19 protein-coding genes are annotated in these 24742 nt (G+C 72.1%); 11 read left to right on the forward strand and 8 right to left on the reverse strand.

The genetic code is table 11. The features are described from left to right. Positions 1 to 202: 202 nt before the first annotated feature. Positions 203 to 1231 (reverse strand): SGNH/GDSL hydrolase family protein, encoded by a 1029-nt coding sequence (locus tag AB0L56_RS27885; protein WP_361027344.1) that lies wholly within the window; start codon positions 1229 to 1231, stop codon positions 203 to 205. A gap of 161 nt (positions 1232 to 1392) precedes the next feature. Between AB0L56_RS27885 and AB0L56_RS27890 the strand changes: the two genes are divergently transcribed. Further along, on the forward strand, positions 1393 to 2781 hold the full coding sequence (locus AB0L56_RS27890; RefSeq protein ID WP_361027341.1) for a cystathionine beta-synthase: 1389 nt from the start codon (positions 1393 to 1395) through the stop codon (positions 2779 to 2781). Between the two features lie 393 nt (positions 2782 to 3174). Here AB0L56_RS27890 and AB0L56_RS27895 read toward each other — a convergent pair whose 3' ends face one another. Both AB0L56_RS27895 and AB0L56_RS27900 read right to left on the reverse strand, forming a co-directional pair. After that, entirely contained in the window at positions 3175 to 3597 is a 423-nt protein-coding gene (locus AB0L56_RS27895; RefSeq protein WP_365428014.1) for a hypothetical protein, read from the reverse strand. A gap of 90 nt (positions 3598 to 3687) precedes the next feature. Further along, positions 3688 to 5382: an LCP family protein gene (locus AB0L56_RS27900; RefSeq protein ID WP_365427909.1), complete on the reverse strand. Its 1695-nt coding sequence runs from the start codon at positions 5380 to 5382 to the stop codon at positions 3688 to 3690. A gap of 268 nt (positions 5383 to 5650) precedes the next feature. Between AB0L56_RS27900 and AB0L56_RS27905 the strand changes: the two genes are divergently transcribed. Together AB0L56_RS27905 and AB0L56_RS27910 are read left to right on the forward strand one after the other, a co-directional pair. Continuing rightward, entirely contained in the window at positions 5651 to 6493 is an 843-nt protein-coding gene (locus AB0L56_RS27905; RefSeq protein WP_361027331.1) for a MurR/RpiR family transcriptional regulator, read from the forward strand. A gap of 160 nt (positions 6494 to 6653) precedes the next feature. Then, the gene (locus AB0L56_RS27910; RefSeq protein ID WP_365428017.1) at positions 6654 to 7211 is read left to right on the forward strand and encodes a hypothetical protein; all 558 of its coding nucleotides are present in this window, start codon (positions 6654 to 6656) and stop codon (positions 7209 to 7211) included. A 72-nt stretch (positions 7212 to 7283) separates the two neighbouring features. On the opposite strand, the gene AB0L56_RS27915 is transcribed toward AB0L56_RS27910, so the two are convergent. Next, the gene (locus AB0L56_RS27915) at positions 7284 to 8705 is read right to left on the reverse strand and encodes a diaminopimelate decarboxylase (RefSeq protein WP_365427912.1); all 1422 of its coding nucleotides are present in this window, start codon (positions 8703 to 8705) and stop codon (positions 7284 to 7286) included. Between the two features lie 144 nt (positions 8706 to 8849). On the opposite strand from AB0L56_RS27915, the gene hutU reads away from it, so the two are divergent. From hutU to hutI, 4 genes are all read left to right on the forward strand, one after another. Next, positions 8850 to 10526, forward strand: a complete 1677-nt coding sequence (hutU, locus tag AB0L56_RS27920; RefSeq protein ID WP_365427915.1) for a urocanate hydratase — start codon at positions 8850 to 8852, stop codon at positions 10524 to 10526. Positions 10527 to 11272: 746 nt separating this feature from the next. After that, positions 11273 to 12475 (forward strand): allantoate amidohydrolase, encoded by a 1203-nt coding sequence (locus AB0L56_RS27925; RefSeq protein WP_365427918.1) that lies wholly within the window; start codon positions 11273 to 11275, stop codon positions 12473 to 12475. Then, the gene (locus AB0L56_RS27930) at positions 12472 to 13815 is read left to right on the forward strand and encodes a formimidoylglutamate deiminase (protein ID WP_365427921.1); all 1344 of its coding nucleotides are present in this window, start codon (positions 12472 to 12474) and stop codon (positions 13813 to 13815) included. Before AB0L56_RS27925 ends, AB0L56_RS27930 begins: the two co-directional genes overlap by 4 nt. 20 nt (positions 13816 to 13835) lie before the next feature. Then, entirely contained in the window at positions 13836 to 15020 is a 1185-nt protein-coding gene (gene hutI, locus AB0L56_RS27935; RefSeq protein ID WP_365427924.1) for an imidazolonepropionase, read from the forward strand. Positions 15021 to 15030: 10 nt separating this feature from the next. On the opposite strand, the gene AB0L56_RS27940 is transcribed toward hutI, so the two are convergent. Beyond that, positions 15031 to 16590: an RICIN domain-containing protein gene (locus tag AB0L56_RS27940; protein ID WP_365427927.1), complete on the reverse strand. Its 1560-nt coding sequence runs from the start codon at positions 16588 to 16590 to the stop codon at positions 15031 to 15033. 219 nt (positions 16591 to 16809) lie between these two features. Then, complete coding sequence (locus tag AB0L56_RS27945) at positions 16810 to 17724, reverse strand: RNA polymerase sigma factor SigF (RefSeq protein WP_361027310.1); 915 nt, start codon at positions 17722 to 17724, stop codon at positions 16810 to 16812. A gap of 250 nt (positions 17725 to 17974) precedes the next feature. On the opposite strand from AB0L56_RS27945, the gene AB0L56_RS27950 reads away from it, so the two are divergent. Then, positions 17975 to 18352 carry an STAS domain-containing protein gene (locus AB0L56_RS27950; protein ID WP_164333000.1) on the forward strand — a complete coding sequence of 126 codons (378 nt, stop codon included), beginning with the start codon at positions 17975 to 17977 and terminating at the stop codon, positions 18350 to 18352. Positions 18353 to 18567: 215 nt separating this feature from the next. Then, on the forward strand, positions 18568 to 19068 hold the full coding sequence (locus AB0L56_RS27955; RefSeq protein WP_361027307.1) for an ATP-binding protein: 501 nt from the start codon (positions 18568 to 18570) through the stop codon (positions 19066 to 19068). Positions 19069 to 19454: 386 nt separating this feature from the next. On the opposite strand, the gene AB0L56_RS27960 is transcribed toward AB0L56_RS27955, so the two are convergent. Beyond that, positions 19455 to 20951 carry an oligopeptide:H+ symporter gene (locus AB0L56_RS27960; protein ID WP_365427932.1) on the reverse strand — a complete coding sequence of 499 codons (1497 nt, stop codon included), beginning with the start codon at positions 20949 to 20951 and terminating at the stop codon, positions 19455 to 19457. 517 nt (positions 20952 to 21468) lie between these two features. Here AB0L56_RS27960 and AB0L56_RS27965 point away from each other — a divergent pair. Beyond that, positions 21469 to 22146 carry a response regulator transcription factor gene (locus tag AB0L56_RS27965; RefSeq protein ID WP_190165172.1) on the forward strand — a complete coding sequence of 226 codons (678 nt, stop codon included), beginning with the start codon at positions 21469 to 21471 and terminating at the stop codon, positions 22144 to 22146. Positions 22147 to 22251: 105 nt separating this feature from the next. Further along, complete coding sequence (locus AB0L56_RS27970) at positions 22252 to 23526, forward strand: ATP-binding protein (RefSeq protein ID WP_365427935.1); 1275 nt, start codon at positions 22252 to 22254, stop codon at positions 23524 to 23526. Positions 23527 to 24087: 561 nt separating this feature from the next. Here the strand turns inward: AB0L56_RS27970 and AB0L56_RS27975 are convergent. Further along, positions 24088 to 24630 carry a GtrA family protein gene (locus AB0L56_RS27975; RefSeq protein ID WP_361027297.1) on the reverse strand — a complete coding sequence of 181 codons (543 nt, stop codon included), beginning with the start codon at positions 24628 to 24630 and terminating at the stop codon, positions 24088 to 24090. Positions 24631 to 24742: the final 112 nt, after the last annotated feature.

Here is a 24742-nt window from a genome sequence, read left to right on the forward strand (position 1 = left end):
GGTGTACCCGGGGGGAGGTCGCGCAGCCCGGCGCCGGCGGGGTGCCGTCGCGCCCACCCGTGCCGCCCTGCGGCACGACTGCCCGCGGAGACGGCTGCGTGGGGTCGCTGCGGCGGCTGGGCGACGGCGGCACGCGGCGGGCGTGGCTGCGGCACGCGGGTGGCGGCTGCGGCACGACTGCCCGCCGAGACGGCGGGCGGCGTTATGGGGACGGTTGGGGGGACGGCTGCGGTTCGGGTTCCGGGACGCGGCGCCGGCGCCGCCGTTTCAGCAGCGCCCACGGCCCCCGCGGCCCCGCCGGCATCGCCGCCGTGACCTCCGTGCCCGCCTCCGACGCCGCCTCCGCCGCCGCCCGGGCCACCGGCAGGAACCCCTCGCGGCGCGCGGCGTCCGGCCGCTCCTCCTCCGCCGGCCACAGCCCCAGCGCCGCGCAGACCGTCGGCAGCACCGCCATCGCCGCCGTGGCGTATCCCTCCACGGAGGGGTGGTAGCTGTCCGGCCCGAACAGCTCCCGCGGATTCGCCGCGAACTCCGGACCCAGCAGATCCCCCAGCGACACCGTCCGCCCGCCCTGCTCCACCGCGCCGATCGTCTGTGCCGCCGCCAGCTGCCGTGACGCACGCCGGGCCAGCCAGCGCAACGGTTGCCACACCGGCTCGATGGTGCCGAGATCCGGGCACGTACCGACCACCACCTCCGCACCGGCCGTCCGCAGCCGGCGCACCGCCGACGCCAGATGGCGTACGGACTGGGTGGGCGGCATGCGATGGGTGACGTCGTTGGCGCCGATCATGATCACGCAGATGTCCGGCACCCGCGACGGATCCGCCAGCGCCATCGTGACCTGCCGGTCCAGATCGTCGGAGCGCGCCCCGGGCACCGCCACCGTGCTCAGCCCCACCGGACGCTCCGCGATCGCCGCGACCCCCGACGCCAGCAGCGCGCCCGGCGTCTGGCCCGCCCGGTGCACGCCCTGCCCCGCCGCCGTGGAGTCGCCCAGCATCGTCAGCCGCAGCGCCGGCTCACCCGGCACCGTGTACGCGGCGCCGTACAGTCCGTCGGCGTTCGGCACGCGAGGACTCGTGCCGTTGCCCACACGGCGCCGCGCCAGCTGCGCCTCCGCCAGCAGCAGGCCCACGGCGGCCGCGCCGGCCAGGCCGATGCCACCGCCGCCGTACGCCGCACCGGCCGCGATCCGCCGGGCCACCCGCGCCCTCGACATGCCCGTCATGCCCGCTGCCACCTCCTCGAAGCCGTACCCAGTGCTTGCCCCGTACGGACGGTGGTCCAATCCCGACGGGGAGTGAACGACCCGCGCGGCTTCCGCCCCGGGAGGGCCTACGCTGGTCGGACCACTACGACCACCTCTTTTGCAAGCATCCGGAGACAACGGTGCACATCCACGACTCGATGATCAGCCTCGTCGGCAACACCCCGCTGGTGCGGCTCAACAGCGTGACCAAGGGCATCAGGGCGACCGTCCTGGCCAAGGTGGAGTACTTCAACCCCGGCGGCTCCGTGAAGGACCGCATCGCCCTGCGCATGATCGAGGCGGCCGAGCAGAGCGGGGAGCTCAAGCCGGGCGGCACCATCGTCGAGCCGACCAGCGGCAACACCGGGGTCGGGCTCGCCATCGTGGCCCAGCAGAAGGGCTACAAGTGCATCTTCGTCTGCCCGGACAAGGTTTCCTTGGACAAGATCAACGTGCTGCGCGCCTACGGCGCCGAGGTCGTCGTCTGCCCGACCGCCGTGGCACCGGAGCACCCCGACTCGTACTACAACGTCTCCGACCGGCTGGTGCGCGAGACGCCGGGCGCCTGGAAGCCGGACCAGTACTCCAACCCCCACAACCCGCTCTCCCACTACCACTCCACCGGGCCCGAGCTGTGGGAGCAAACCGAGGGGAAGATCACCCACTTCGTGGCCGGCGTCGGCACCGGCGGCACCATCTCCGGCACCGGGCGCTATCTGAAGGAGGTCAGCGACGGCGCCGTGCAGGTGATCGGCGCCGACCCCGAGGGCTCCGTGTACTCCGGCGGCTCCGGGAGGCCGTACCTGGTGGAGGGCGTCGGTGAGGACTTCTGGCCGACCGCCTACGACCGGGACATCGCGGACGGGATCGTCGCCGTCTCCGACAAGGACTCCTTCCAGATGACCCGGCGCCTGGCCAAGGAGGAGGGCCTGCTGGTCGGCGGATCCTGCGGCATGGCGGTCGTGGCGGCGCTGGAGGTGGCCTCCGGGCTCGGTGAGGACGACGTGGTCGTCGTCCTGCTGCCGGACAGCGGACGCGGCTACCTCAGCAAGATCTTCAACGACGAGTGGATGGCCGACTACGGCTTCCTGGAGGACACCGGGCCCAGCGCCCGCGTCGGCGACGTCCTCGACGACAAGGAGGGCGGCCACATCCCCTCCCTCGTCCACATGCACCCGGACGAGACGATCGGCCAGGCCATCGAGGTGCTGCGCGAGTACGGCGTCTCGCAGATGCCTGTGGTCAAGCCGGGCGCAGGTCACCCGGACGTGATGGCCGCCGAGGTCGTCGGCTCGGTCGTGGAGCGGGAGCTGCTGGACGCGCTGTTCAGCAAGAGCGCCTCGCTCGACGACCCGCTGGAGAAGCACATGTCCGCGCCGCTGCCGCAGGTCGGCTCCGGCGAGCCCGTCGCGGACCTGATGGCCGTCCTGGGCAAGGCGGACGCGGCGATCGTCCTCGTCGAGGGCAAGCCGACCGGCGTGGTCAGCCGCCAGGACCTGCTGTCCTTCCTCGCCAAGAGCGAGAAGTGACGGGGCGTCGGGCGAAGCACCGTTGAATCAGAAGCACCGCTGAACCAGCGGTGAACGGCGGGGTGTTGGCGCGCCCGTGCTCCTCGTGGACTTCGCGCAAGCGGTACGAGGGTGTCACGTGCGCGCAGCACTCGCTTAACACGCGTCCGGCAGAGTGGTGGGTGTCGGCAGGGCGGTGAGAACGCCTCCCGGGGCGTTCAGCACCGGATGGGGCCTTCTCCGGTCCGGCCGGCGGCCAAGCGGCGTCGTAGGACCTCCGGAGCGGCTCCCGGACCCCCAAGGACGCCCCGGACGCGCAGCCGCCTCAACGTGCGCGCGTCCCACGCGGGGACCGCCGTCGTCCCGCCCCCCGGCGACGGGGGTGCGGCGGTCCCCGCGCAAGGCGGCTCGATCTCAGTCCTCCCAGTCGCCGTCCCGCGCGGGCCGGCGGGTGGCGAACAGGCCGGGATGGGTCCGTACGGCCTGTACGACGTTGACGCCGACGATGCCCAGCCAGGTGACCAGCAGGCCGGGCAGATGGCCCACGCCTCCGCCGATCGCGGACAGCGGCACCGCCAGGACCAGCGAGACGATCCCGAACCCGAAACGCTCGCCCCAGGAGTCCGTGACCCTCGGCGACCGTGCGTCCCGGGCCTGCGTCAGCCGGCGCTCGGCGAGCTGCCGGCGCACCCGGCGCTCCACCGCGCCGTCGATGCGCTGGTCGACCTTCTCCAGGAACGAGTCGACCAGCGCGGACTCGTACTCCTCGCCCAGTTCCCTGCGCGCCTGCAGGGAGGCCTTGAGTTCCTTCTTCAGCTCGGCGTCCCGCGCGTCCATTCCGGTCATGAAATCCACGGTAGGCAGGGGCGGGCCCGGTGGCACTGGGGGTAACCCCCCTCTCGGCCCGGGGTCCGCCGCGCCCCTGCTTCACTTCTCGCACATCTTCTCGTCGGCCCGGGACTGCTCGACGTCCACCTTCTTCGATGCGGCCACGGGAACGCCGGCGCCCTTGAAGTCGGGGCCGAGGGTGAGTGTCATCGGCGCGTCCGGGGACGCGTCCGTGGTGCCGGGCTTCAGCGCGGCGGCGGGCAGGCCCATCAGGTCGGCGAGCTTACGGGCCTGGGCGGCCTGGTTCGGCGCGTACTCCAACCGTGTCCTGCCGACCTCGGCCGGGGCGTTCCCCCTGTTCGTGGACCTGGGGACGCCCTGGCTGGTCTGCAGCCAGGTCAGGGTGTCCTGCGCGGCGCCCTGCGGACCGCCGCCGTTGTAGACGTCGACGCGCACGGCGGACGCCTCGGCCCGCGGCCCCTCGAGCAGGGCGGCCTGCTGGTCCTTGGCCTTCTTCTCCTTCTTCTTCACCTCGGTGAGGGAGACGTCGTTCTGCAGGATGCTGAAGAGCTTGGGGGCCTCGGCCGGGTGCGGGACGACGGTGACGGGGCTGGGCTCGGCCGGGTTGTCGATCACCGGCAGCGTCATCAGGGTGATGTTCTTCAGATCGATTTTGGCCAGCTCCTTGGCCAGGGTGAGGAGCTTGCCGGGACTGCCTATCCCCTTGTCCACGGTGAGGGACTTGGTGGCCGCGTCGGCCACGTCGAGCATCTTCGACGGGCTGTCGAGCGTGTCCTCCTTCAACTGGCGGATCATCGACGCGACGAACTTCTGCTGCATCTGGATCCGGTCCAGGTCGCTCTCGTTCTTCAGGCCGTGCCGGTTGCGGAGAAACGCCAGCGCGTCCTCGCCCTGGATCGTGCTCTCCCCGGCGGGCAGGTCCAGGTTCGTCCCGCCGTCCAGGTCCTTGATGGGCTTCTCCAGACACACCTTCACTCCGCCGACGGCGGTGGACAGCGTCTTGACCGCGTTGAAGTCGAACATCATGAAGTGGTCGACCTCGATGCCGGCAAGTTCCTCGACCGTGCGCATGGTGCAGCCCGGGTCGCGGCCGTTCACCCCGTAGGACTCGTTGAACCTGGTGGTGCCCGACGAGCCCGGGACGAGCTTGGTGGAGCCGTCGGACTGCTTGGTCTCGCAGTCCGGGATCTTCGTCATGAGGTCCCGGGGAATGCTCACCACGGTCGCATTGGTGCGGTCCTCCGCGACATGGAAGAGGAGGGTGGTGTCGGCGTGGCCGGTGACGTTGTCCCGGTTGCCGTAGGCCTCGTTGCCCTCGCCGGTGCGGACGTCGTTGCCGATGACCAGAAGGTTGACCGGGCCGTCCGCGAGCACCTTGTCGCTGCCCACGTCACCGATGTCGACGGTGTTGATGTTGCCGTAGAGACGGTCGTACCAGTAGTACGCGAACGCCGAGCCGCCGACGAGGACCAGCCCGAGGACGCCTCCCGTCCACATCAGCGCCTTCTTCCGGCCGCTCTTCCTCGGCCTGCCGCGCCCGCCGCCGCGCGAGTCGTCCGCGGCGGGCTCGGAAGCGGGCGCGGTACGGCGGCCGCGCTGCGCCGGGACGCGGCCGGGCGCGGGGGCGGTGCGGGATGCGCCGCGGGGGCGGGGGAACGGCGGCGGCTCGGGGGAGCCGTTCAGCCGCAGCTCGTAGTCGCCGGTCTCCGGGTTCAGCACCCACTGGTCGGCAGGGTCGGTCCCGTCCGCCTGCCCACGGCTCCGCGCATCCACGCTCGTACCGTCCTCCGTCGGGCGCCCCGGAGGACACCTGCGTCTCAAAGCGCTTGCTTGTTCGATGCGTTACGCTAACCGGCCCATTCCGGATGCGCTGACGTCATAGCAATATCGCCGAGATCCGGATCTGTCCCCGGCCGGGCACCGTGTGTGATCTCCGCCCCTCACGACGCGTGTACGGCCGCGACGTCCGCTTCGCCTGTATAACGGTATGCAGAAGACACGACGGATGAATGGGCAGAGAGGTCGAGGGGGAAGTCAGGTCATGAGCGGCAGCGAGAGCCCCGCCGCGCGCCTCCAGGCGCTGTTCGAGGGGCATCGGCTGACGCCGACCCAGCGGCGCATCGCGCACAGCATGGTGCGGCGGGCCGCCGATGTGCCGTTCCTGTCCAGCGTGGAGCTGGCCGAGCTGGCTGGGGTCAGCCAGCCCTCCGTGACCCGGTTCGCCGTCGCCCTCGGTTTCGACGGCTACCCCGCCCTGCGCCGGCATCTGCGCGAGGTCGCGCCTGTCGAACCCGCGCCCGAGACCGGCTCGTACAACGAGTACCAGCAGGCCGTCGAGGCCGAGATCGAGAACCTGCGCCACCTCGCCGACGCGCTGGCCGACCCCGGGCCCGTGCAGCGGGCGGGCCGGGTCCTCGCGGGCAGCCGCCCGCTGCCCGTGCTGGGGCTGCGTGCCGCGGCGGCACAGGCGCACGGCTTCGCCTACTTCGCCGCCAAGGTCCACCCCGACGTACGGCTGCTCAACGAGGGCGGCACGATGCTCCACGACCGGATCGACGCCGCCGCCCGCGCCGGGGCGAGCGCCCTGCTGTGCTTCGCGCTGCCCCGGCATCCCCGGGAGGTCGTCGACGCCCTCGCCCACGCCAAGGAGACCGGGCTGACCGTCGTCACCGTCGCCGACTCCCCGTTCGCGCCGGTCGCCAAGACGTCCGACCTGCTGCTGCCCGCCGCCGTCGGCACCGGGCTGGCCTTCGACACCGCGTGCGCGCCGATGCTGCTGGGCCGGGTGCTGCTGGAGGCGATGTGCGACGACCTGCCGGACGCGCAGGCGCGGCTCGAGGAGTTCGACGCCAAGGCGGCGGCGCGCGGGCTGTTCGTGGACTGACGGCGGGGCCGCCCGCCGCGTTTTCTCAGACTCGTCTCACCTTGCGCCGCTAGCGTCCGCCTCCTTGAAACCATGCACGGGTAAACCATGCACAGGCATCGGAGGACGGGAGGCCAAGGACGTGACGCGCGGAGGACGCGGAGGACAGGGACTGGCCCGGGTGGCCGTCGTCGTGCGGGCCGGGGCGGCGCCACTGTGGTGGCTGGGAATTTTCGCCGCGGGCATCGGGGTGCTGGTGCCCGGACTGACCGGACGCCGGATCGGTGTCCTGACGGGCGCCGCGCTGTTCGTCGTGGCTACGGCCGTCGTGGCGTACGTACGGCGCGGACGGTACCGCGCGCTCGCCCGCTCGACGGCGCGGGCGGGCCGGAACGATGTGCTCCAGGACCGCGCGGTGACCGTGCGCAACTGGCGCCGGGCGCACCGCTGGTGGCTGCTGCTCACCTTCCTCGCCGCCCTGGGCACGGGGTTCGCCGCACCCGCCGCCGGTGGTCTGCTGCTCGCCGGGTGCGGGGCCGGGCTGTGGCTCAAGGCGGCCTGGATCGGCCGGCTGGAGCAGGCGGACGAGGCCCTGCTGTGGGTGCGCGTCGACTGGCTGCGCGCGGCGGCGGGGCGGCCTGCCGGCCGGGCGGTCAAGGCGTACCGGACCACGGGGATCGCGGCGGGGGATGCCGCGCCGGGCGGCGGTTCTCGTCGCAGGAGTGCGGCGATGGTGTGAGTGGGGGTGCCCTGCGGGCGCGGGGTGCTGTGTTGTCCGCTCAGTTCCCCGCGCCCCTCGGTGGGTTGTTGCTCAGGGGGCCAGTGCGGTCAGGGCGTCGGTGTGGGCGGCTCCGGACTCGGTGACGATGTCCTCGATCGTCTGGGCTCCGCGCACCGTGGCGAAGGCGACCCCTCCCTTCCCGTCCGGAGTGAAGCCGTGGACGGCGGGGCGGGGCAGCGAGTTGTACGCGTAGTGGTGGGCGAAGTAGTACGCGCCCGTGTCCAGCGCCGCCGCATAGTCGCCCTGCTCCAGCAGCGGCAGCTCCTGTCCCTGCGCGAGCAGGTCGCCCGCGAAACAGGCCGGTCCCGCCACGTCCTGCACCACCGCCGGTCCCTTCTTGGGCCTCCCCTTCGCGTCATAGGCGGCGATCCTCAGCGGCCACGACTGCGGCGCGTACACCGTGCGCGTCGCCACCTGGACGCCCGCGTGCGTCACCGCGACCGGACGTCCGCCCGCGCTCTTGGCGTACTCCACACGGGCCACCACCGTGCCGTGCTTGGCCAGCAGTGACCGTCCGAACTCGGTCACCAGGCCGTAGCGCCCGTCGAACAGCCCCGGGACCGTCTCGCGCAGCAGCCGCGCGTACTCCCCGTACGTCGGGCTCGTCTCCTCGGACGCGAAGTTCACCGGCAGTCCGCCGCCGATGTCGACGGTGTCGATCTGCTGCCGTCCGGCACGCCGGTTGATCTCCTCCGCCAGCGCGTACGTCTCCGCGATCCCCCGCGCCATCATCGACAGCGCGATGCCCTGGGAACCGGAGTGCGCGTGCAGCCGGGTCAGCCACGGCCGGTCCAGATACGCCCGCACCACCCACTCCCGCGCCCCCTCGTCGCGCAGCGCCACCCCGAACTTCGAGGTCGCCGTCGCCGTGGACAACGCCTCGATGGAACCGCCGCCGACCTGCGGGTTCACCCGGATGCCGATGGGGGAGCGGGAGCCGGACCCGGCCATCAGGGCGTCGATGCGCTCCAGCTCCTGCGGATTGTCCGCGTTCACGGCGATGCCCAGCGCCAGCGCCTCCCGCAGCTCGGCGAGGGTCTTGGCGGGCGAGTCGAGGACCGTCCGCTCCGGCGCCACCCCGGCGGCCCGTGCCAGCGCCAGCTCGCCCGGGCTAGCCACCTCCGCGCCGATGCCCTCCTCGCGCAGCAGCCGCAGCACCGGCACCAGCGGGCTCGCCTTCACCGCGAAGGCGTGCAGCACGGGTGTGCCGTGCGCCGTCACCGCGTCGAACGCCGCCCGCAGCCCGGCCGCCGACTCCCGGATACCGGTGACGTCCAGCAGGGCCACCAGGGGAGTGTCGCCGTCGAGCAGCCCCTGCTCCACGGCGGCCCGCACCGCCTCGTCCCGCCGTGCCGCCCGTCCCGCGCCCTGCGGGTCCACCTCGTCCGTCAGGCCGTTGCCGTAAGCCACCGTGTCCCCCGCCCCTTCGGCGTTCACCTTGTTCGTGCGCATGCATCCAGCCAAACATCCCTCTCCCGGCGGTGACGACACACCCCCTGTCTTGACTAGCTCTATTCAGGAGTCAAGGATGTGAATATCAGCAGTAATCATCTGCAGGCATCATCCGCAGTGATCCGCAGCATGAGGAGGCACACCATGGCCGGACCCGGACCCGGACCCCGCCCCGTCCGAGCGCCGCGCGGCACCGAACCGAGCGCCCTGGGCTGGCAGCAGGAGGCGGCCCTGCGGATGCTGCAGAACAACCTCGATCCCGAGGTCGCCGAGCACCCCGACAAGCTCGTCGTCTACGGCGGGACGGGGAAGGCCGCCCGCGACTGGCGCTCCTTCGACGCGATGGTCCGCACGCTGAAGACCCTCAAGCAGGACGAGACGATGCTCGTCCAGTCCGGCCGCCCGGTCGGCGTCATGCAGACCCACGAATGGGCCCCGCGCGTCCTCCTCGCCAACTCCAACCTCGTCGGCGACTGGGCCAACTGGGAGGAGTTCCGCCGCCTGGAGGCGCTCGGCCTGACCATGTACGGGCAGATGACCGCCGGCTCCTGGATCTACATCGGCACCCAGGGCATCCTCCAGGGCACCTACGAGACGTTCGCCGCCGTCGCCGCGAAGAAGTTCGGCGGCACCCTCGCCGGGACCATCACCCTCACCGCCGGCCTCGGCGGCATGGGCGGCGCCCAGCCGCTCGCCGTGACGATGAACGACGGCGTCGCGATCTGCGTCGACTGCGATCCCCGCGCCATCGACCGGCGCATCGAACACCGCTACCTCGACGTCAAGGCCGACTCCCTCGACCACGCCCTCCAGCTTGCCGTCGAGGCCCGGGACCGGCGCAAGCCCCTCTCCATCGGCGTCCTCGGCAACGCGGCGGAGCTGGTGCCGCAGCTGCTCGCCATGGGTGCGCCCATCGACATCGTCACCGACCAGACCTCCGCGCACGACCCCCTGGCGTATCTGCCGATCGGCATCGCCTTCGAGGACATGGCCGACGCCGCCGCGAAGGACCCGGCCGGCTTCACCACCCGCGCCCGCCAGTCCATGGCCCGGCACGTCGAGGCGATGGTCGGCTTCCAGGACGCCGGCGCCGAGGTGTTCGACTACGGCAACTCCATCCGCGGTGAGGCGCAGCTGGCCGGGTACGAGCGGGCGTTCGCCTTTCCCGGGTTCGTGCCGGCGTACGTCCGGCCGCTGTTCTGCGAGGGCAAGGGCCCCTTCCGGTGGGCCGCGCTGTCCGGCGACCCCGCAGACATCGCCAAGACCGACAAGGCGATCCTGGAACTCTTCCCGGAGAACGAGTCCCTGGCCCGCTGGATCAGGATGGCGGGGGAGCGGGTCCACTTCCAGGGGCTGCCCGCGCGGATCTGCTGGCTCGGGTACGGGGAGCGGGACAAGGCCGGTGAGCGGTTCAACGACATGGTCGCGAGCGGGGAGCTGGCCGCGCCGGTCGTCATCGGGCGGGACCATCTCGACTGCGGTTCGGTCGCCTCTCCCTACCGGGAGACCGAGGCGATGCTGGACGGGTCCGACGCGATCGCCGACTGGCCGCTGCTGAACGCCATGGTGAACGTGGCGTCGGGCGCGTCGTGGGTGTCCATCCACCATGGTGGCGGTGTGGGCATGGGCCGGTCGATCCACGCCGGGCAGGTGACGGTGGCCGACGGGACGGCGCTGGCGGGCGAGAAGATCCGACGGGTGCTGACGAATGACCCCGGCATGGGGGTGATCCGTCACGTGGACGCCGGGTACGACATCGCGGAGTCGGTGGCCGACGAGCGGGGCGTGCGGGTACCGATGCGTGAGGGTGACCCGACGTGAGCGACGGCACGTCTGGGGTGGGGGCGGGGGCATCGTCACCGCCCACGGGTCCGGCTGTGCCGATCCTCCCGGATAGCCCAAGGGGCACGGGAGCTACCCCCATCGCCCCGCGGAACGACGGCCCCCAGCCTGCGCCGACTGATGGCACGCGGCCTGGGCGGGGCGGCGGCGCCCAGCCTGGGCCGGCTGATGGCACGCGGCCTGGGCGGGGCGGCGGCGCCCAGCCTGGGTGGGCTGAGGGCCCACAGTCTGGGCGGGGCGACGGCCCGCAGCCTGGGCCGGCTGATGGCATGCGGCCTGGGCTGGCTGACAGCGCGCAGCCTGGGCCGGGCGACGGCCCACAACTTGGGCGGAAGGACGGCCCACTGCCTGGGCGGGGTGACGTCCCACAGCCGGGGCCGGGCGACGGCCCACTGCCTGGGCGGGGTGACGTCCCACAGTCGGGGCCGGGCGACGGCCCACAGCCTGGGTGGGGTGAGGGCCCACAGCCTGGGTTGGCTGACGGTACGCGGCCTGGGCGGGGCGATGGCGCTCAGTCTGGGCCGGCTGGTGGCCCGCGGCTTGGGTGGGGCGACGGCCCACAGCCTGGGCGGGGTGAGGGCCCACAGCCTGGGTTGGCTGACGGCCCTCAGCCTGGGCGGGGCGGCGGCCCTCAGTCTGGGCCGGCTGATGGCACGGCGCCTGGGTGGGGCGGCGGCTCGGAGTCCCGGGCCGGCCTGGCTCCACGTGGGGTTTCCTTTCAGGAGATGTGGAATCAGTTGCGGCCCATCGGGCGGCATGGTGCTTCCGGTGGTTATCGGCGGTTCGCCTGGAGTGTGGCCGACGGCGAGTGCCGGGACTGGTTCGAGGCGCAGGCGCGCGGCCGTGGGCTGGCCTACGAGGTCGACCGGAACGGGAATCAGTGGGCCTGGCTCGGGGACCCCGCGCGGGGGGACGCCGTGGTCACCGGGTCGCATCTGGACTCCGTACCCGACGGCGGGGCCTTCGACGGGCCCCTCGGCGTCGTGTCCGCCTTCGCCGCCCTCGACGAACTGCGCCGCAGGGACGTGCGGTTCACCAAGCCCCTCGGCATCGTCAACTTCGGCGACGAGGAGGGCGCGAGGTTCGGGCTCGCCTGTGTCGGTTCCCGGCTCACCGCGGGCGCGCTCACGGTCGACCAGGCCCACCGGCTCACCGACGCGGACGGCGTCACCCTCCCGCAGGCGATGGAGGCCGCCGGCTACGACCCCGGCACCCTCGGCGCCGACCCCGAACGGCTCAACCGCATCGGCGCCTTCGTCGAGCTCCACGTGGAGCAGGGCCGCGCCCTGGACCTGTCCGGCGACCGTGTCGGCATCGCGTCCGCCATCTGGCCGCACGGGCGTTGGAGGTTCGACTTCCGGGGAGAGGCCAACCACGCCGGCACCACGCGGCTCGCCGACCGCCGCGACCCGATGCTGCCGTACGCCGAGACCGTCCTCGCCGCCCGCCGCGAGGCAGATCTCGCCGGTGCGGTCGCCACCTTCGGCAAGATCGCCGTCGAGCCGAACGGCGTCAACGCCATCCCCTCCCTGGTGCGCGGCTGGCTCGACTCGCGCGCCGCCGACCACGAGCGCCTGGACGCCGTGGTCGGCGGGGTGAAGAGGGCCGCCCGTGAGTACGCCGCCGCCCACGGTGTCGACCTGGACGTCGAACGGGAGTCCTTCACCCCCGTCGTCGAGTTCGACCACGCCCTGCGCGACGAACTCGCCCGCATCCTGGGCAGCGACACGGACCTGAGGGTGCCCGTCCTCGGCACCGGCGCCGGACACGACGCCGGAATCCTCTCCGGACGCGTGCCGACCGCCATGCTGTTCGTGCGCAACCCCACCGGTGTCTCGCACTCGCCGGCCGAGTTCGCCGCCGAGGACGACTGCGTGACCGGGGTGCTCGCACTCGCCGACGTACTGGAAGGACTGGCCTGCACGTGACTGCCACCCCGCGGACGTACTGGCTGGAGCACGCCTGGCTCGGCACCCATGTCGAGCCGGGCGTGACCCTCACCGTCCAGGACGGCCGCATCACCGCCGTCCACCCGGACACAACCGCCCCGCCGCCCGGGGCCGAGATCCTGCGCGGACTGACCCTGCCGGGACTGGCCAACGCCCACAGCCACGCCTTCCACCGCGCCCTGCGCGCCACCGTCCAGGTGGGCTCCGGCACCTTCTGGACCTGGCGCGAGATCATGTACGCCACGGCTGCGCAGCTCACGCCGGACAACTACCACGCCCTCGCCCGCGCCGTGTACGCCGAGATGGCGCTGGCCGGCATCACGACCGTCGGCGAGTTCCACTACGTCCACCACGCCCCCGGCGGCACGCCCTACGCCAACCCCAACGCCATGGGGGAGGCGCTCGTCGCGGCCGCCGCCGAAGCCGGCATCCGGATCACCCTCCTCGACACCGCCTATCTCTCCTCCGGCTTCGGCAGGCCGCCCACCGCCCCGCAGCTCCGCTTCTCCGACGGCGACGCGGACGCCTGGGCCGAACGCTGTTCAGTTCTCAAGGAACGGGATCACGCACGGATCGGTGCGGCGATCCACTCCGTCCGGGCCGTACCGGCGGAGCAGTTGGCGACCGTGGCACGCTGGGCCGAGGAACGGCGGGCCCCGCTCCATGTGCATGTGTCCGAGCAGACCGCGGAGAACGACGCCTGCCGCGAGGCACACGGGTGCACCCCGGCCCAGCTGCTGGCCCAGCACGGCGTCCTCGGGCCGCGCACCACCGGCATCCACAACACCCATCTCACCGCCGAGGACATCCCCCTCATCGGCGGCAGCGGCACCGGCACCTGTATGTGCCCGACGACCGAACGGGACCTCGCCGACGGCATCGGCCCCGCCGCCGCCCTGCAGAACGAGGGCTCCCCGCTCTGTCTCGGCTCCGACAGCCACGCCGTGATCGACCTGTTCGAAGAGGCACGCGCGATGGAGCTGGACGAGCGGCTGCGCACCCGCACCCGGGGCCACTGGACGGCCGCCGCCCTGCTGCGGGCCGCCTCCGCCGACGGACACGCCGCCCTCGGCTGGGACGGCGTCGGCATCATCGAGGCCGGGGCGCGCGCCGACCTCGTCACGATCGCCCTCGACTCGGTCAGAACCGCGGGGCCACTGCCCAGGCTCGGCGCCGAGACGGCCGTATTCGCCGCGACCGCAGCGGACGTCCGCCACACGATCGTGTCGGGCCGGCACGTCGTGCGCGACGGGGAGCACACGCTCGTCCCCGATGTGCCCGAAGCGCTCGCACAGGCAGTCGAAGCCCTGCGCGCCTGACGACCCCCCATGAGGAAACCATGAGCAGCACCGTCATCAGCAACATCGCCACGCTGGTCACCAACGACCCCTCCCTGGGTGACACCTCTCCCCTCGGTCTGGTCCGGGACGCGGCCGTCGTCATCGAGGGCGACCGCATCGTGTGGACCGGTGAATCAAGCAAAGCACCCGCCACTGACAATCGGGTCGACGCCGAGGGTCGGGCGGTGCTCCCGGGCTTCGTCGACTCCCATTCCCACCTGGTCTTCGCGGGCGACCGCACCGAGGAGTTCAACGCCCGGATGTCCGGCCGCCCGTACAGCGCGGGCGGCATCCGCACCACCGTCGCCGCCACCCGCGGCGCCACCGACGCGCAGCTGGAGGCGAACCTGACCCGTCTCCTCGCCGAGGCGCTGCGCCAGGGCACCACCACCTTCGAGACCAAGTCCGGCTACGGCCTGACCACCGAGGACGAGGCCCGCGCCCTGCGCCTGGCCGCCCGCCACACCGACGAGGTCACCTACCTCGGCGCCCATATCGTCGCCCCCGAGTACGCCGACGACCCGGCCGGGTATGTCGCCCTGGTCACCGGCGAGATGCTGGACGCCTGTGCCCCGTACGCCCGCTGGATCGACGTGTTCTGCGAGAAGGGCGCCTTCGACGGCGACCAGGCCCGCGCGATCCTCACCGTGGGCAGGGCGAAGGGCCTGCATCCGCGCATCCACGCCAATCAGCTCTCGTTCGGCCCCGGCGTCCAGCTCGCCGTCGAGCTCGACGCGGCCAGCGCCGACCACTGCACCCACCTCACCGACGCCGACGTGGACGCCCTCGCGAACAGCCGCACGGTCGCCACCCTGCTTCCCGGTGCCGAGTTCTCCACCCGCGCCGAGTGGCCGGACGCCCGCCGGCTGCTGGACGCGGGAGCCACGGTCGCGCTGTCCACGGACTGCAATCCGGGGTCGTCGTTCACGTCCTCCGTGCCCTTCTGCATCGCGCTCGCGGTGCGGGACATGGGGATGACCCCCGACGAGGCCGTGTGGTCGGCCACGGCGGGCGGGGCCGCGGCCCTGCGCCGCGGCGACATCGGCCGCGTCGCACCGGGGGCCTGCGCGGACCTGCTCCTCCTTGACGCGCCGTCCCACGTCCACCTGGCCTACCGGCCGGGCGTGCCGCTGGTCCGCGCGGTCTGGCGGAAGGGACGCAGAGTGCAGCCGCGGCAGAGGTGAGGCAGGCCCTTCACCCCGCCCCGGCTCGCCACCGCTGGTCCGTCCGGCCCGTCTCCCGCACCAGCGCCACCGCTCCGGCGCCGCCCTCCGGCGTCACGGCGTGGTCCGGAGCGACGGCCGGGCGGATCACCCCGCGCGCGTCGACGGTGAAGCGGAGGTTGAGGCCGTTGCGCCCGTCCACCGAGTCGCAGTCCCAGATGCCGACCCCCCGCTCCACCGAGCCCCGGCTGTCCAGGCAGTAGTCGGGATCGGCGCCCGACTGCAGCACACCGCGCCCGGCGTCGACCCGCCACAGCTGGGTGGCGGCGGAGGTGCAGGGGGCGGTGACGACGTCCGTACGGTCCTCGAGGTCGCCGTCGATGTCCAGGCACAGACCCGAGCCGAGGTTGACCACCTGCGCGTACACGCCGCCCGGCGGTGCATACGTGGGAGCGGTGCGCGTGGGCGTGGGGCGGGGGGTGTGCGAGGGGCTGGGCCTCGCGGTCCGGGACGGCGACGGTGAGGGGGAGGGCGACGTCCGTGTCGGGGACGCCGTGGGGGGCGGCGGTGTGGCCGTCACCGTCACCGGCGGCGGGAGGGACGAGGGGGTGGTCGACGCCGCGGCACCCTCGGACGGCGCGTCGGCCGGCGACAGCAGGAAGAGCAGCAGCGGGACGACGGCCACGCCGAGCGCCGTCGAGGCGAGTGCCAGGCGCCGCGACCGTGGCCAGGGCAGGGGAGCGGTGAGGGAACGGGCGTCCGGCTCCGCCGCGACCGGGCTGGAGGTGGCGTACGCCGTGCCCGCCCACGGCAGCAGGCCCTCGGCGAGGGTGGTCCGCGGGTCGTCCCGCAGGGCGCACAGCTCCGCGTGGGCCGCGGCGCAGTGGGCGCACCTCGCCATGTGGGCGTGCAGATCGGCGCTCTCGCGGGGACTGTCGGGCCGTACCGATTCCTCGATCAGCCGACGGAAGTCCCCGCACCGGGGGTCGTCCGAGGCGGCCAGCCGGGACCTCAGACAGGCCTGGCCCAGCGCGTGCAGCGCGGACTCCGTGCCGTGGGCCACGTCGTCCGGGGTGATGCCGAGGAAGACCGCCGTACGGTCCGCCGGTTCCCGCTCCACGGTCGCGTACCAGAGGAGGCCCTGCGCCCGGTACGGCAGTGTCCGGAACGCCGCCAGCATGGTCGGGACCGGGCCGTCGGGGCCGGAGGAACTGAGGACGAGGTGCAGGCCGGGGTCGAGCCCGCCGGCCCGTCCCTCCACCGCCCACGACGCGGCCACCCGGGCGGTCAGCAACAGCAGATGGTGCCGCAGCGGACCGCCGGGGTCGGTGCCGTGGGCGGTCTCACGGACGGCCAGGGTGAAGGCCCGGGCGGCGAGTTGGCGCGCCGCGGAGTCGCCGGTGGCGCATACGCGGGCGTAGGCGAGGACCGAGGGGCCGTGCCGGGCGCGCAGTTCCTGGAGGGCCGCGTACGCGGCCGATGTGTCACCGCGCAGTGACACGGCCAGCTGTGCGTCCGGTACTCCGGCGAGCGCTCCCGAGCGCCCGCCGCCGGCTCCGTCGCCGTCCGCGCTCCCGTCCCCCCGAGTCATCTGCAGCCTCCCGGCACCCATGGGCCTGCCGGGCCCGGCTTTCTGACCTACCGGCAGTTCGGGCGCCCATAGTGGTGGAAGAACGTACGGGAGGAAAGGGGTAACCGCGGGTAAGGAGGCGCGCCCCGCGCCCGGCGGGCGCCCGGTGCCCGGGGTGGGCATCCGGCGCCCGCAGGGCGCGGGGCGCGGTCAGATCGCTCCGTGGGGCCGAACGGCCCGTCACTCCTCGACGGTGAGCCCCTTGCGCAGTTTCACCAGCGTCCGCGACAGCAGACGGGAGACGTGCATCTGGGAAATGCCGAGTTCCTCGCCGATCTCCGACTGGGTCATGCCCGCGACGAAGCGCAGGGACAGGATCTTCCGGTCCCGCGGCGGCAGTTCGGCGATCAGCGGCTTCAACGACTCGACGTACTCGATGCCTTCGAGCCCGTGGTCCTCGTAACCGATCCGGTCCGCCAGCGCGCCCTCGGCGTCGTCCTCCTCCGGCTGGGCGTCCAGCGAGGAGGCGGTGTAGGCGTTCGACGCCGCCATGCCCTCGACGACCTCGTCCTTGGTGATGCCCAGGCGGTCCGCAAGCTCGGCCACTGTCGGCGCGCGGTCGAGCTGCTGGGCCAGTTCGTCACCGGCCTTGGCCAGGTCGAGCCGGAGTTCCTGGAGGCGGCGCGGTACGCGCACGGACCAGGAGGTGTCGCGGAAGAAGCGCTTGATCTCGCCGATGATGGTCGGCATCGCGAACGTGGGGAACTCCACACCGCGCGACAGTTCGAAGCGGTCGATCGCCTTGATCAGGCCGATGGTGCCGACCTGGATGATGTCCTCCATCGGCTCGCTGCGCGAGCGGAAGCGGGAGGCGGCGAACTTGACCAGGGCGAGGTTCAGTTCGACGAGCGTGTTGCGTACGTAAGAGAATTCGTGGGTGCCTTCCTCCAGCGACTCCAGGCGCTCGAAGAGAGTCTTCGACAGCGCCCGCGCGTCGACCGGGCCCACCTCGTCGTACGGGGGAATCTCCGGTAGTCCGGCGAGTAGGTCGTCCGGGACGACACCCAGGTCGTCCTGCTCGATGGGTTCCAGATGTTCCGGAGGGAGTGTCGACGTCGCTTCAGGGGTAGGCGATGCGTCGAGCCGGGGTGACATGATGTCCTCCATCGTTCTCGGCATATGGCTGCCGAAGCCGATACGTGCACTGCGGTGTGCGGCGCCTCCAAAGCCGGCCGTGTCGGGTACGTGTCCTACTAGCCCTACCGGCTCTCGCAAGTTCACCGCAAGTGCGTTCTGTGCGCATATGTCTGTTTCTGCGTGATTGTTAGAGTGTCGATGCGCGGCCAGAAGGCGTAATGTTCGAAGGCGTCAGCAAGCAGCCACGACCTCGGGAGAGAGAGACGGCATGGACCGCGGGACGGTCGGCAGCGCACAGTCGGGCCGGCTTCTGGTCGAGGTGCGAGAAGAGGGCCCCAGTGCCGTCGTGACCCCGGCGGGTGAGTTGGATCACCACACCGCCGATCTGTTGCGTGAGCCACTCGAGGGCTGCCTCGCCAAGGGATTCAAGCGGCTTGTCATCGACTGCTCCCGGCTGGAGTTCTGTGACTCCACGGGGCTGAACGTGCTGCTCGGCGCGCGGCTGAAGGCCGAGGCGGCGGGAGGCGGGGTCCACCTCGCCGGGATGCAGCCCGTGGTCGCGCGCGTGTTCGAAATCACGGGTGCGGACGCGGTGTTCACCGTGCACGACACTCTTGAGGCGGCTCTGGCCGACGATTCGGCGTGAGCCGCGCGGGCACGCCGGGCGCGCGCGAGTACGGTCGTGCCTTTTCGCGCGAATACGGGGGTGTCCCCGCGGCCCGCTCGGGCAGGAGTCATCCTGAACGTGCCGGACGTGGTGGTCACGGGGGTGCCGGGAACCGGATGTGCCGTGCACGCGTGAACGACCGAGTACGGAAACTTTTGAATCGTGAACTGGTGACACGGTGAGGTGAAGCGCTGATGAGCACCACCCGGCCCTATTCGCCGGGCGACCGCGGTCCGGAGCCCGGCGGCGCTTCCGTGACGCCCGCGGAGGATGCCCCGGGCGGCGGCGGCCGGGTCCGTCGGCTGAGCTTCGACGGCCAGAGCGGCGTCGTACCGCTCGCCCGTGACTTCACCCGCCAGGCGCTGTACGACTGGGGCTGGCTGCCGGCCGCCACCGCCGACCGGCGGGCCGCCGCGGAGGACGTTCTGCTCGTCGTCTCGGAGCTGGTCACCAACGCGTGTCTGCATGCCGAGGGGCCTGACCATCTGGCGATCACCTGTGACAAGAAGGTGATCCGGCTGGAGGTCACCGACCGGGGGACGGGGCAGCCGGCGCCGCGCACCCCGCACCGGGCGGGCCGCCCGGGAGGCCACGGCATGTTCATCGTGCAGCGACTCTGCCTGGACTGGGGTGTCGTACGGTCCCCGGACGTCGCGGGCAAGACAGTCTGGGCCGAACTGGGCACACCGGCGTAACTCCGTCGCCGGGCGGTTGTCTCGCCCCCGCCGCCCCTTCCCATCCCGTCCCCGGGGGCAAGCCCCCGGACCCCCGTTTTGGCCCTTCGGGCCTCGTCCTCAAACGCCGGACAGGCTGGTGTGTCAGCCCCTCCGGCGCTTAAGGAGCGGGGGTTCGAGGGCGCAGCCCCGCCGCCCCTTCCCCTGAATTTTCAGCCCGTCCGGCACAATCCAGCCCCTCCGGCGTTTGAGGAGCGGGGTCTGGGGCGGAGCCCCAGGTTGGGACGGGAAGGGGCGGCGGGGGCGAGAACAAGCATGTGGCAGCACACGGCAGCCGCCGGAACGCCCGAAGGGCCCGCATCCCTCCACAGGGACGCGGGCCCTTCGTCCGCCCGTGCGGGGACCGCTCAGCGCACGTCGCCCATGAGCGCCTTGACCTTGTTCCGGTACATCCACACCGCGAAACCGGCAACCACGGCAAGCGTGGCCTCCATCGCGACAATGCCCGTCCGGTTCAGGTCGACCCCGGCGATGGACAGCAGTCCGGTGGTGGCGTCACCGGCGGTGACCGCCAGGAACCAGACACCCATCATCTGCGAGGCATACTTCGCGGGCGCCATCTTCGTGGTGACCGACAGCCCCACCGGGGAGAGCAGCAGCTCACCAACGGTCTGCGTGAAGTAGATCGCCACCAGCCACAGCGCCGCCGCCTTGTGACCGCCCTCGGCGATCGACAGCGGGGCCAGGAAGAGGAAGAAGGACACGCCGACCAGCGCCAGACCGGACGCGAACTTCACGATCGTGCTCGGCTCCTTGCCGCGCCGGTTCAGCGCCAGCCAGATCCAGGCGAAGACCGGGGCCAGCGCCATGATCAGGACCGGGTTGACCGACTGGTACCAGGAGACCGGGAACTCCCAGCCGAACACGCTGTTGTCGGCCGAGGAGTCGGCGAAGATCGACAGGGTCGAGCCGCCCTGGTCGTAGATCATCCAGAAGATCGCGGCGGCCACGAAGAACCAGATGTACGCGGACATCTTCGACTGCTCGGCGCGGTCCAGGTCCTTGTCGCGCTTGATGCGGGCGATGACCATCACCGGGACGATCACACCGAGCAGCGTCAGCGGGACCAGCACCCAGTTCAGGGTGTAGGTGCCGGTGACACCGAGGACGGCGTACGCGACGACGGCGACGCCCGCCCACAGCGCGGCCTTGCGCAGCGTCGAGGACTTCTCCTGGTCGGAGAGCGGCTTCGGGACGACGCTGGACTGCGCGTCCAGGTGGCGGCTGCCGAGCAGGAACTGCGCGACGCCGAGACCCATGCCGAGCGCGGCGAGCGCGAAGCCCAGGTGCCAGTTGACGCTCTCACCGACGGTGCCGATGATCAGCGGCGCGGCGAAGGCACCCAGGTTGATGCCCATGTAGAAGACGGTGAAGCCGCCGTCCCGGCGCGGGTCGTCCGGGCCCCGGTAGAGCTGGCCGACCATGGTGGAGATGTTGGCCTTCAGCAGGCCGGAGCCGATGGCGACCAGGCCCAGTCCCGCGTAGAAGGTGCCGGAGGACGGCAGGGCCAGCGTCAGATGGCCCAGCATGATGATGCCGCCCGCGACGGCGACGGTCTTGCGGGGACCCCACACACGGTCGCCGAACCAACCGCCCGGCATGGTGAGCAGGTACACCAGCGAGAGGTACACGGAGTAGATCGCGGTGGCGGTGCCCGCGCTCAGGCCCAGTCCGCCCGGTGCGACGAGGTACAGCGGGAGCAGGGCCCTCATGCCGTAGTAGGAGAAACGCTCCCACATCTCGGTCATGAAGAGAGTGGCCAGTCCGCGGGGGTGGCCGAAGAAGGTCTTCTCGGATCCGGGGGTGCCCGGGGTGACCGAGTCCTTCGTCAGGCTGGACGCCATGGTCGTTCCTTGCTGTCTGGACGCGTCGCGCGAGCGTGTACGCGCCCCGGTGGGGGGCGGCCGGCACCGGCAGGCCGTACCGTCCACCCACCCCACGCCCGGGGGAGGCCGCTCCGGATCGCGGAGCGGCGGACGGCGACCTCCGGGATCCACGCCTCCTCCGTGCGTCTATGCGCGGTGAGGCCCGGCCACAGGTCGTTCCTTCCGGGGCCGGTGGAAAACCGGCCCGCACACAAAAGAGACCCTCAGCGTCGACTGCGCCAAAGGTCCCCGTGGTGCAACAGGCGTTGATTCACCATACGGCAGGACAGTGCCGGATATGGAAGGACTTGAGACAGACATCACAGGTCACAAAGGAACAGGATCACTCATTCGAAGGTCTCCACCAGGATCGCACCCCACACCCGCAGGTCCGTACCAGGGGCCGTCGAAGGTGAGAGGCGGGTGTGACGGAGGTAAGAGACGGGCGTGGCGATCATCCCCCTGGGCTTACCGTGGCGGGTCTACCATCACTGGCATGACCCGTGTACTGCTCGCCGAGGACGACGCGTCCATCTCGGAGCCGCTGGCCCGCGCACTGCGCCGGGAGGGCTACGAAGTCGAGGTGCGTGAGGACGGACCCGGCGCACTCGACGCCGGAATGCAGGGCGGTGTCGACCTGGTGGTGCTGGATCTCGGGCTGCCCGGCATGGACGGCCTCGAGGTGGCCCGCCGGCTCCGCTCCGAGGGGCACACGGTTCCGCTGCTGATCCTGACCGCGCGCGCCGACGAGGTGGACACGGTCGTCGGCCTGGACGCGGGCGCCGACGACTACGTCACCAAGCCGTTCCGCCTCGCCGAACTGCTCGCCCGGGTCCGCGCCCTGCTGCGGCGCGGCTCCACGGAGCCCCAGCAGCCGCCCGCCACCCACGGGGTGCGCATCGACGTCGAGTCGCACCGGGCGTGGATGGGCGACGAGGAGCTTCAGCTCACCGCAAAGGAGTTCGACCTGCTGCGGGTCCTGGTGCGGGACGCGGGCCGGGTCGTCACCCGCGACCAGCTGATGCGCGAGGTCTGGGACACCACCTGGTGGTCCTCCACCAAGACCCTCGACATGCACATCTCCTGGCTGCGCAAGAAGCTCGGCGACGACGCGGCCAATCCGCGCTACATCGCCACCGTGCGCGGTGTGGGTTTCCGCTTCGAGAAGAGCTGAACCCCGCCGGGGTTCGCCGGCGGGCAAGAGCAGTGGGAGCGGGCAACAGCAGTGGGAGCGGGCAACAGCAGTGGGTAAGAGGGCAACAGCAGTGGGTAAGAGAACATGCGCCGCCGTCTGATCCAGTCCACGCTCGCCGTGGTGCTCGTCGTGATCGCCGTCTTCGGCGTCTCCCTGGTGATCGTGGAGACCCGCACCATCAGCGAGACGGCCAGGGAGCGGGTGGAGTCCGAGGCGGTGCGGCTGGCCAGCATCGTCGACAGCCGGCTGCTCGTCGAGGACCAGGTCACCGCCGAGATCCTCAGCGACCAGATCACCGAGGACCGGTACGCCGTCGTCCGGATCCCCGGCCGGCCGCCCATCGAGGTCGGCACCAAGCCGGACGGCGACGTCATCAGCGCCTCGGCACCCGGCGAGGAGGGCGAGACGGTCACCGTCCAGGAGCCGCGTTCCTCGGTCACCCGGGAGGTCGGCCGTACGCTGCTGATCATCGTCCTGGTGGCGCTGCTCGCGGTGATCGCGGCGGTACTGCTGGCGATCCGCCAGGCGAGCCGGCTGGCCTCTCCGCTCACCGACCTTGCGGAGACCGCCGAACGCCTCGGCTCCGGCGACCCGCGCCCCCGCCACCGCCGCTACGGCGTTCCCGAGCTGGACCGGGTCGCGGACGTGCTGGACGCCTCCGCGGAGCGCATCGCCCGCATGCTGACCGCCGAGCGGCGCCTTGCGGCCGACGCCTCCCACCAGCTGCGTACTCCCCTCACCGCGCTGTCCATGCGCCTGGAGGAGATCACGGTCACCGACGACCCGGACACCGTGAAGGAGGAGGCGACGATCGCACTGACGCAGGTGGAGCGGCTGACGGACGTCGTGGAACGCCTGCTGACAAACTCCCGCGACCCCCGCACCGGCTCCGCGGTCACCTTCGACCTGGATGAGGTGATCAAACAGCAGCTCGCCGAGTGGCGCCCCGCCTACCGCAGCGCGGGCCGCGCGATCGTCACCTCCGGCAAGCGGGGGCTGCGGGCGGTGGGGACGCCGGGCGCGGTGGCCCAGGTGCTGGCCGCGCTGATCGAGAACTCCCTGATGCACGGCGGCGGCACGGTCGCCCTGCGGACGCGGGTCACGGGCAACCAGGTCGTGGTCGAGGTCACCGACGAGGGACCCGGCGTCCCCGCCGAGCTGGGGGCGCGGATCTTCGAACGGGCGATCAGCGGACGCAACTCCACCGGCATCGGCCTCGCCGTGGCCCGGGACCTGGCCGAGGCGGACGGCGGCCGACTGGAAATGCTGCAGGCCAGCCCGGCCGTGTTCGGCCTGTTCCTCTCCCGCACACCCCCGCAGAGATCCACGAACGAGGACACCGGCCACACGGTCCGCTGACCGCCCACACGGCGCGCGGCACGGGCAGGAGGGCGCGCGCGGGCCGGCAGGTGGGTGGGGGTGCGCCCGATGGGGTGGTCTGGGCCCGCGGCGGACGGGTCCGCGGCCTTGCGGGACCCGGCCGGGGTCGGCGGACGGGTGCGCGGCCCTGTGGGACCGGGCGGGGGTCGGCGGACGGGTGCGCGGCCCCGTGGGACCGGGCGGGCGTAGCCGGGACGGGTGCGCTGCCCTGCGGGATCTAGCGGGGGTTGGCCGGACGAGTGGGCGGCCTTGCGGGACCCGGCGGTGGTGGCGGGACGGGTGCGCGTCCCGGTGGGACCCGGAGGGGGTCGGCAGGGCATGTGCGCGGCCCGGTAGACCAGGTGCGGGGCGGCGGGACATGCGCGCGGTCCGGTAGGACCCGGGGTTCGGCGGGAAAGGTGCGCGGCCCGGTAGGACCCGGCGGGGGTCGGCGGGACGAGTGGGCGACCCGGCGGGGGTCGGCAGGACAGGTGCGCGGCCCGGCAGGACCCGCAGGCGTCGGCAGGACCGCGCCCCGCTCCCGCAGGACGGAGCGGCCCGCTACGGCACCCGCTGCTTCGGGCGGTGCCCTGTGACCGGGCCGGAAGAACCCGCCACCGGCCCCCGGACGGGCAGCGCACGGAAGACCCATGTGCGGTACGACCAGAAGCGGAACAGGGTCGCGATGCCGATGCCGAGGAACTTGAAGATGTTGCTCTGCAGGGGGCTGTCCCAGCCGAAACCGTACGTCGCCGTGTACAGCACGCCGTTCTCGATCACCAGGCCGACCGCGCTGAACAGCAGGAACAGGGACATCTCCCGGGTGCGCCGGGACTTGTCGCGGTCGCGGTAGGTGAAGTACCGGAAGCCGATGTAGTTGAAGACGATCGCCACGATGGTGGCGATGACGCTCGCCCGCACCACGTGCAGGTCGGTCACCTGTCGCACCAGGTTGAACACCACGAAGTTGACCAGCAGGCCCGCCCCGCCGACCGCGCCGAACTTCACCAGCTCGCGGACGAGCCCGTCGATCCGCCGCCGCAGGGTGCCGCCCGAAGCCGGAGCCGGGGCCCTGGTCGGAGGCCCGGAGGAACCGAGTCCCATGGTCGTGCTGGCCCCCGTCCATAGGTTGGCGTCAACCAGACCATGCTAACCACGCGTCCTCGTGATCTTCCTGCGGACGGAGGTCCTGCATACCGGAGACCCTGCGCGTAAC

The sequence above is a fragment of the Streptomyces sp. NPDC052079 genome, from assembly GCF_040680275.1.
In the GTDB taxonomy this organism is placed as follows: domain Bacteria; phylum Actinomycetota; class Actinomycetes; order Streptomycetales; family Streptomycetaceae; genus Streptomyces.